Origin of the sequence: Emticicia sp., from assembly GCF_049241225.1 — a bacterium.
GTDB lineage: Bacteria > Bacteroidota > Bacteroidia > Cytophagales > Spirosomataceae > Emticicia.
Genome location: NZ_JBMLRC010000262.1, coordinates 1 through 8,897 on the forward strand (window position 1 = coordinate 1; position 8,897 = coordinate 8,897).

At 38.0% G+C, this 8,897-nt stretch carries 11 protein-coding genes; 1 reads left to right on the forward strand and 10 read right to left on the reverse strand.

From position 1 onward, the window contains the following. The 9 genes from ACOVO2_RS14070 to panD form a co-directional block, all read right to left on the reverse strand. Window positions 1-182: hypothetical protein (locus ACOVO2_RS14070; RefSeq protein ID WP_421770589.1), on the reverse strand; the 182-nt coding region annotated here is incomplete at its 3' end. Further along, entirely contained in the window at window positions 179-928 is a 750-nt protein-coding gene (locus tag ACOVO2_RS14075; protein ID WP_421770590.1) for a hypothetical protein, read from the reverse strand. The genes ACOVO2_RS14070 and ACOVO2_RS14075, both read right to left, overlap by 4 nt. Before the next feature lie 62 nt (window positions 929-990). After that, window positions 991-2,139: an iron-containing alcohol dehydrogenase gene (locus ACOVO2_RS14080; RefSeq protein WP_421770591.1), complete on the reverse strand. Its 1,149-nt coding sequence runs from the start codon at window positions 2,137-2,139 to the stop codon at window positions 991-993. A gap of 4 nt (window positions 2,140-2,143) precedes the next feature. Then, window positions 2,144-2,644 carry a DUF6169 family protein gene (locus ACOVO2_RS14085; protein ID WP_421770592.1) on the reverse strand — a complete coding sequence of 167 codons (501 nt, stop codon included), beginning with the start codon at window positions 2,642-2,644 and terminating at the stop codon, window positions 2,144-2,146. Then, entirely contained in the window at window positions 2,622-2,801 is a 180-nt protein-coding gene (locus tag ACOVO2_RS14090) for a hypothetical protein (RefSeq protein WP_421770593.1), read from the reverse strand. The genes ACOVO2_RS14085 and ACOVO2_RS14090 overlap by 23 nt, the downstream gene beginning before the upstream one ends. 131 nt (window positions 2,802-2,932) lie before the next feature. Further along, window positions 2,933-3,634, reverse strand: a complete 702-nt coding sequence (locus ACOVO2_RS14095) for a zinc metallopeptidase (RefSeq protein WP_421770594.1) — start codon at window positions 3,632-3,634, stop codon at window positions 2,933-2,935. 79 nt (window positions 3,635-3,713) lie between these two features. Then, window positions 3,714-4,199 (reverse strand): D-glycero-beta-D-manno-heptose 1-phosphate adenylyltransferase, encoded by a 486-nt coding sequence (gene rfaE2 / locus ACOVO2_RS14100; protein WP_421770595.1) that lies wholly within the window; start codon window positions 4,197-4,199, stop codon window positions 3,714-3,716. A gap of 81 nt (window positions 4,200-4,280) precedes the next feature. Then, on the reverse strand, window positions 4,281-5,267 hold the full coding sequence (locus ACOVO2_RS14105; protein ID WP_421770596.1) for a lysylphosphatidylglycerol synthase transmembrane domain-containing protein: 987 nt from the start codon (window positions 5,265-5,267) through the stop codon (window positions 4,281-4,283). A gap of 92 nt (window positions 5,268-5,359) precedes the next feature. Beyond that, window positions 5,360-5,710, reverse strand: a complete 351-nt coding sequence (gene panD / locus ACOVO2_RS14110; RefSeq protein WP_421770597.1) for an aspartate 1-decarboxylase — start codon at window positions 5,708-5,710, stop codon at window positions 5,360-5,362. Window positions 5,711-5,886: 176 nt separating this feature from the next. Between panD and ACOVO2_RS14115 the strand changes: the two genes are divergently transcribed. Then, entirely contained in the window at window positions 5,887-8,106 is a 2,220-nt protein-coding gene (locus ACOVO2_RS14115) for a DUF5916 domain-containing protein (RefSeq protein WP_421770598.1), read from the forward strand. 100 nt (window positions 8,107-8,206) lie between these two features. Here the strand turns inward: ACOVO2_RS14115 and ACOVO2_RS14120 are convergent, their stop codons facing one another. Further along, window positions 8,207-8,506, reverse strand: coding sequence for a hypothetical protein (locus ACOVO2_RS14120; protein WP_421770599.1), 300 nt, complete (start codon window positions 8,504-8,506; stop codon window positions 8,207-8,209). Window positions 8,507-8,897 lie beyond the last annotated feature (391 nt).

Consider the following 8,897-nt stretch of genomic DNA (forward strand, 5'->3'; position numbering starts at 1 on the left):
TGTACATCTTCGCCACCTGACAAGATAATACCATCACACTGCTCTATTTCGTGTAGATTGTTGAGTTTATAGCCAAGTTTAACTACTTCGATGCGAGAATTGCCGACCAAAGCATTTTGTGATAAAATCCATTTTTCATAGATGGGATGTTTCTCTCCGCAGTCTGTAATACCTATTTTCATTGTGGATTTTCGAGTGAATCGTAGTATTTTAGTGTACTTACGATACCATTTTCTGATTTTAAATTAATATTATTCGTTTTTACGTATGCTTCAACCAAGGCTTTTTTACTACCAAAAAGTGCATAAATATTTTTTCCTTTAGGTAGCTGAATCACTTGCTCATCTTTAAATAAGAGCAATTTCGATGACTTCGTAAATTCTCCATCATATTGACCAGACGATTCGTAGCCTGTTTTTAAGTCATTATCATTGGTATGTAAATTACAAGCGTATTCTTTGAGCAGAGTATTTTTACCGATATAGATTACTTCATAGTAGGCCTTTTCAAATTTACTAAAGTGGTGCCCCATGATGGTAAAGGCATCTGGACGAATGGCAATGGCTTCTTTATTTGCATTTTCTACGATGTACAGCTCATTTTTTTGAACATTAAACGCCATTACAAACTCCATTTTTTTACCGCTTTCGGTATTGAATGAACCCTTATACCAGCCATTCTTAAAAAACGGTGTTCCTTTATAAGTTTTACTAAAATCCTGATTGGTATTGTTTACAACATCTCGGATAGTATAAAATGCTCTGAAAGTGGTGTCTCCTGAGGTCGGGTTAACTTCAATGTGGCTATCGCTATTATCGGCAACTTTGGCATTTCGTAAGAAATAATCGTACTTATTATTACTGATTTGAGCAATAATAGTATTCGATAATAACAGAAATACGACGAAAGTACTAGTAAAACTTCTCATAATAAATAGTTTTTATTGTTAGAAAGTATGACCGATTTCACTACAAAATGCCAAGCTATTTTTTACAAAGCCTCTAAATACAACTCTTTGAAATCTTCTCTTGATACAGGTTTTGGATTATTTGGGTGAGCAAAATCGGCAATCGCCAAATCGGCTAGTGTTTCGATATGCTCCGATTTTACACCAATATCTCGCAAACGATGCGGAATATTTACTTTGGTGTTTAGCTCAAACAAATACTGCACAACCGCCTCGCCCGATTCATCTCTCAAGTCAAGCGTACGTGCAATTCTACGGAATTTATCTTCAAAACCTGCAATATTAAACTTCATTCCGTACGGAATGTTTACGGCATTGGCCAAACCGTGGTGTGTATCAAGCAAAGAAGATAGCGGGTGAGCCAATGAATGCACCACGCCCAAACCTTTCTGAAATGCCACCGCACCCATCAACGAAGCAATCAACATTTTACTACGTGACTCTAAATCAGGTTTGTTGACGGCCTTTTCTAAAGATTCGTGAATCAAAGCAATTCCTTCCAGAGCAATACCATCACACATCGGATGCCAGTTTTTGGCCACAAAAGCCTCCATGTTGTGCGTGAGTGCGTCCATGCCCGTTGCGGCTGTAATAAATGGTGGTAAATCCATCGTAAGCAATGGGTCGGCAAAAATGATTTTTGCGAGCAATTTTGGCGAAAAAAGAATTTTTTTCTGATGCGTTTCGTCGTCGGCAATGATGGCACTACGGCCAACCTCGCTGCCTGTTCCTGCCGTTGTTGGAATCGTGATAAAATGCGGAACATCGTTGGTTACGTAAACATCGCCACCAATCAAATCATCGTATTTGAATAAATCTTCTCGATGATTGATTCTCAATAAAATGGCTCTTGCCACATCAATGGCTGCACCGCCACCGATTCCAATGATGCTATCACGCTCAGTGCCATAATAGGCTTCGTCACCTTTATACACATCTGATTTTACGGGGTTTTTATGAATATCGCTGAAAACTTCAACGCTGATACCTTTTGATGATAAATCTTGAATAATTTGCTTGAAAAACGGCAAATTGGCTACATTTGGGTCGGTCACGACCAAAGGTTTTGAAAGGTTATTGTCTTTCAGATAAGCAGGAAGCTCAGATACTATACCCGCACCGAATCGGATTTTAGTAGGGAAATTGAATTGGAAAACGTTGTTGAAGTTCATAGTTTTATTTCAAATACTGCTCCATGACTTCTGCAAATTCTGCGAGAATTTCATGTTTGTTTGGATTATTATTTTTGATGATTATTGAACTATAATAAATGATATTGGTGAGTTTATCTTTTAATTTAAAATCTTCTTTCTTGAAAGTCCCATCATTGAAAGACTTAAACCACTGATTAAACTTTCGGAATCTGGCATATTCTTTAGCATCATTGGTTTCGCAAGTATAGACAATTATATTTTGTTCGTTCTTGAAAAAGTCAATAAAAATTTCAGCAGTAGTTGCTGATACTCTTAAATCAAGTGGAGGGGATTTATGGACAGGATTTTCTAAAATCTTGATAACAAACTCGAAAGTAAAATCAGAATAAGAAAAGCCAGACTCAAAAATATACTTCGAGGGTTTGAATTTTATTTCGTAAATGACACCAATTTCTGTTTCAAAAACATAGGAGTTTTCTGTGCCTCCAACAAAAATGAAGTCATAGCTCGACAGATTTTGCATTGTTGCGTTTGAGTTTTTCGATAGCCTTACTTAAATCTGAATTAGGGTCTTTCATGGCATTAAGACTCTCCTCATGACTTTCTCTTTGACTTTCGATTAGCTTTTTTGCTAAGTTCAAGCCTCTCAAACGCTGAATTTTGGAAATTGGAGCGGTCATTATTTCTATATTATTTTTGAATTCTTTAGAAATTTATAAGTACGAATTTACAACAAAAAACCACGAATTCAACAAAAGGTGTGTTAAATTCGTGGTTTTGTAATACAACTCTTTCGAATTGTCAGAAAGGCTTAGTCGTCTCTTCTACCCAAGAAAATACTTAAATAGTAAAGCAAGTTGGCCACCGCACCTGCTGCCGCAACTACGTAAGTCAAAGCCGCCCATTTAAGAGCATCTTTGGCCATATCGTGTTCGCCTGTGGTTACGATTGCACGACTCTCCATCCATTTCAAGGCACGGTTACTTGCATCATATTCTACGGGTAATGTAATGAGCGAGAATAGAGCCAACGCAGCATTCGCTACGATTAAAACCATCAATAAAATATTACCAAACGAGCTTCCTTGAGAAATCATGTATATACCGCCAAACATCAAAAACATATTGGCAAAGTTCATCACGTTAGTAGCCACATTTACGGCAGGCACTAAGGCCGAACGCATCTTGAGCGGAGCATAAGCCATGGCGTGTTGTACGGCGTGTCCACACTCGTGAGCCGCTACCGCAGCCGAAGCTGCACTCGAACCCGTGTAAACATCGTAGCTGAGGTTTACGGTTTTGTCGAGTGGATTGTAATGGTCAGTTAACTGGCCCTCAACCTGTGTGATTCTTACATCATAAATACCACTGTCGTGTAGCATTCGTTGAGCTACTTCCGCTCCTGTCATGCCGTTTCTCAAACGTATTTGCGAATACTGTGCAAATTTACTTTTCAAACGTCCTGATACTATCATGCCCAGTACCATAAAGACGATACCAATAATCATTATCATATTATTACTAATTTTGGATGTGTGAATGATTGAATGATAGAGTAAATAATCTTAGAGCATCATTCGCTCATGCTATCATTCAATCATTCGAAATTAACTTTATTTTCTGAATAATTGAGCTGGTTGAATAACCTTTTACCAATGAAATGGTTTTTACCTCGCCTCCATTGGCTATCACAAAATCTGAACCAACGATATTTTCGACCGTATAATCATCTCCTTTGACCAAAATATTCGGACAAAGTGTCTCGATTAGCTCTTTTGGCGTTGGTTCGTCGAACAAAATGACAGCATCTATAAAACTCATCGCTGCCATCATGCGTGAACGTGCGTATTCATTAATCACAGGACGACTTTCTCCTTTCAAACGTCTCACCGAAGCATCAGTGTTTAAACCAAGTACGAGTTTATCACCCAAGTTTCGAGCCTTTTCGAGGTAATCAATGTGTCCGAGATGCACAATATCGAAGCATCCGTTAGTAAAAACGATTTTTTTACCTTCAGATTGCCATTGTTCGATTTGCTGTTTGGCTTCTATTAGACTTAATATTTTTGATTCGGTCATTTTTTTTTGAAATATTCTAAAAATTTTTGATTTTTAGCTTGTTAGTAGAGACGTTGTATGAAATGTCTCTACGGAATTGATTTATGATTTAATTTCCCTCTTCGGTAAAACCAAAGTCAGTAAAAAAGCAATAATACCAAAAACAGCTACAAATACCATTCCCTGCATGGCATGAAGGAATGTAGCGAGGGTAATACCATCTTGTTGTGAAAGTCCGTAAAGCACCACAATACTTCCTACTAAAAAGTGATAGCTGCCAATGCCACCTTGCGTGGGTGCTGCCATTCCGATGGAGCCCATCACGAAAATAGAAAGTGCCGCCAATGGCGAAAGATTAGCGGTTTCGGGCAATGCAAAGCAAAGAACGTAAGTCATTACGAAGTACATTGTCCAAATCAAAATCGTATGAAATATAAATGCCGAAGGATTTTTAAGGTTTCTGACACTCATAAAACCACTGGCAAAACCTCCGATTATTTTAGCAACTTTCTGATAAATAGTATTTTGTGCGATTTTTTCTTGATTTTTCTTGAATAGAAAATAAGCCGCCACAAGTAAGCCGATTCCCACTAAAGCATAGCTTCCGAGTAGGAGCGGATTTTTGAATTTTTCGCCAAAAAAATTGAAGAAAACGTCTTTCAGACGGTCGAATTCGAGAATAAAATTCAAGAAAATCAATAATAGAAGCACCAAAACATCAATCAAACGCTCGGCTATTACGGCTCCGAACGATTTTTCAAAAGGAATATCTTCTAATTTGTTTAAAGTTCCACAACGAGCTACCTCCCCCGCTCTTGGAAAGATTAAATTTGCCCCATAACCAACCAAAACCGCCAATGTTGTGCGAAAAACCGAAGGTTTATAGCCCATCGGCTCAAGCATCAAAACCCAACGATAAGCTCTACTCCAATGAGCCACCAAAGCCATCACGGCCGAAAGTGCTACCCAGCGATAATCGGCTTGTTTTATTTTTTCCCAGAGGGTGTTTAGGTCGATGTCTTTGAACGTAAACCAAACCAAAACAGCGGCAACTGTCAGTGAGATAAGGTACTGGAGTGTTTTTTTCATTTATTAATGTAGGCCAGCTTTGTAAGCTGTCGCCTTGACTGAGCATTATTACAATATATTTAGCTACACAATTTTGGAGAATTGTGCTACAATCATTTTACTACCAAGTTATTTTCGTCAGGAAAAACAATCATTGGTTTGTGAGTTTTTGCTTCTTCTTGGGTCATCCAAGCATAAGAAATAATAATCACGATGTCGCCCACTTCGGCTTTGCGAGCGGCGGCTCCGTTCAGGCAAATAATACCTGAGCCACGCTTACCTTTGATGGCGTATGTTTCTAAGCGTTCACCATTATTATTATTTACGACTTGTACTCGCTCATTTTCCATGATTCCTGCGGCATCAAGCAAATCTTCGTCGATGGTGATGCTTCCTACGTAGTTGAGTTCGGCTTGAGTGACTTTCACTCGATGGATTTTTGATTTGAAAATATTGATTAACATCTGTTTTGATTTACGATTTTTGATTTACGATAGTGTCGCCCGAGCGATAATTTAGATTTTAAATCTTCAAACGGACTGCAAAATTATAAAATTGCTTGTGAAAGAAACATTTGACACAACAATAAAATTCAGATTAAATTTTTTACTTAGTTTTGTATTGAAAAAGCTTATTACAAATGATAAAAAAACTACTCCTCTTTTTTTTAGTAGCCACCACCTCTGTAGCCTTTGCTCAAGATGCCAATATTTTTGAACCAGATTCTGTCAAAAAGAAAATCGAAGCAACCCAAATTAATTCTTCACTACGCATTGATGGAGTGATGAATGATGCCGAATGGCGAAAAGTAAAACCAACATCAGGCTTTACCCAAATCGAACCTTTTCAAGGCAATAAACCTACGCACGACACCGAAGTAAAGGTACTTTACAATAAACAATATTTGTATTTTGGCATTTTTGCTAAAGATTCTCTGGGTAAAAAAGCCATTCGTGCTACTGATTTTAAGCGTGATTTTAGCTTTCGTCAGCATGATATGGTGGCTTTATCGTTCGATGGTTTTAATGATAGACGCAATGCGATGGTTTTAGTAACAAACCCGTATGGTGTGCAGCGAGATTTGCTTTCGTTTGATGACCTTTACTATGATGTTGATTGGGATGGCCTTTGGCGAGTACGTACCACTCGTACTGATTCGGGCTGGGTGGCAGAAATGGCAATTCCGTGGCAAACTTTGCGTTATCCGAAAACTTCTGATAGCCTACATACGTGGGGATTTAATGTTTTTCGTAGCCGCCGAATGAGCAACGAACAAACTGCTTTTTCGCCGTATCCTCGCACATTTTCTAATTTACGCATGACTTATGCGGGAGAACTGAAAAATCTTCAGCCACCACCGCCATCGCCTAATATCCGAATTCAACCTTATTTCTTGACTTCGTACGACCAATATAGTGGTCAAAAAATACCGAAACCGACCGAAACCAATTTTAAATTGGGCGGAGAATTAAAATGGGCAATCAACTCAAATGCCGTTTTAGACCTTACGACCAATACTGATTTTGCCCAAGCCGATGCCGACCGACAAGTGAATAATGTTACCCGTTTTTCGGTGTTTTTTCCTGAAAGACGTCAGTTTTTTCTTGAAAACGCCTCGCTTTTTGGTGTAGGAGTTGGCCCAAATGATGATTTTTCGGGTGGAACGATGCGTGTGCAACCTTTTTTTAGTAGAAGAATTGGCTTAGATGATTTCGGGAATCCAATTCCGATTGATGCAGGTGGGCGTTTTGTGTATCGTTCATTGAAGCGAAATTTTGGGGTAATTGCGATGCGTCAGCGTGGGGTAGGAGAGACGCCAGCAACCAACTTTTTTGTAGGACGTTTTTCTGAAAACTTTGGTGAACAAAGCCGTGTTGGTGGACTTGTTACTGTCAAAAATCGACCAGAAGGCTCAAATATTGTTGGTACGGTTGACGGATTTTTTCGTTTGAATCAGTCGCATTCGGTCAATGCAATGGCTACTTACTCAAAAACGACTAATACTGGTCAGCAGGGTTTTTCGGGTTTTGCTCAATATTATTTTACAAATAATCAGTTTAAAGTTTGGTGGACTCAGTCGGTCGTTACAAAAGATTATAATCCCGAAATGGGTTTTGTTTCGCGTACAGATGTTATTGGTACAACCCCAGGTATTTTTATTTATAATCGTGGAAAATGGTTGCCGAAAAAGTACATTCGAGCATTTGAGCCAGGAATCATGACCGAGTTTTATCACCAAGCTTCAACGGGGCAGTTGATAGAACGCCAAATTAATATCAACCCTATTTGGTTTAATTTTCAGAATGGCGGATTTTTCGGGTATTTGATTAATCCAACTTTTCAGCGTTTGACTGAGCCATTTCAGCCATTAGGCGTAACAATCAACGTGGGCGATTTTAACTATGTTCGTCATCAAATTTTTGCGAGTTCCGACCCTTCAAAAATTATTAATGTTGTAGTTGACCACAGTTGGGGAACGTATTTTGATGGAAAACTAAATTCTACTGATATTAGGCTGCAATTTGCACCAATTCCGCATATTTCGGTCTCGGGGCGTTATAATCGGAATGGTTTCAAAGAAGTAGGTGATGCAATTGATGGCAAAAAAGTTGATTTGTATTCAATCGAAGGGCGTTTTGCTTTAAACCCAAGAGTACAGTTGATAGGTTTTTATCAGCAAAATTCGGAGAATAATTCTAAAAATTATAACATTCGTTTATCGTGGGAATACCAACCGCTGTCGTATATTTATGTGGTTTTAAATCGTCGAGGATTTAATAATGTAAGTGAGCCGAGCGATATTCGTTATGAAAAAGAAAATCATGTGATTGCGAAAATTAGTTATTTGAAGCAGTTTTGATAAAAAAATAACCCCGTTGGAATCAAGCCCAGCGGGGTATTTACTTTTAGTGGTTACGATGTTGTACATTAAATGCGTTGTTTCCTGACAAAAGCTACTTTCAATTACTCAAAATATTTTCTAATAATTTCCCCCATTTCTGTTTGATTGCATCTTTGATAGAGATATTATTCTCCTTTTTCAATGCTGCCTTTTGTACTTCAATTCGATCTGTTTCTACCTTCTCGCTATGCTTTCTTACTCGTTGTTCATCTTGTAGTCTTTTCAGAATCATTCTTGCTACTTCCTGCCTTAATTCTGAGTTTATCTGCATTTCCGCTTCGAGATCCGCCTTGTCGTTGACCGACAAACAATTCGCTACGTAATCATAAACAATTTGTTTTTTTGCTAAGGTTTCCATTGCTATTTTTTTTTAATAACGTGAGTTCGGAATTACTAGAATTTTATAAAATTCTCATAATCAGCAATTTAAAAGTAAAAATACCCCATAGGAGTTGTAAATCGGTAGAGAATGTGACCTCTCAGCTTCATAAGCCCCATCGGGGCGAGCGTCAATATCAAACTCCTCTGGGGTAGATTCTACTCTTTTTAGTCCCGAATAAATGTTAAAATACAAAATCATACTATTCAGGAAATTTCATTTTTAATTATTAGGAAAGCACGTTTTTAATTTTAGGAAAGTACGTTTTTATGAGAATTTTAGCTCTTTGGGGAGATGCTAAAACGTGGTTTGGATTTCAAAATACCTTAGTTCAAACGACTTGGTTTTAAATTCTCATATTTCTGACTAT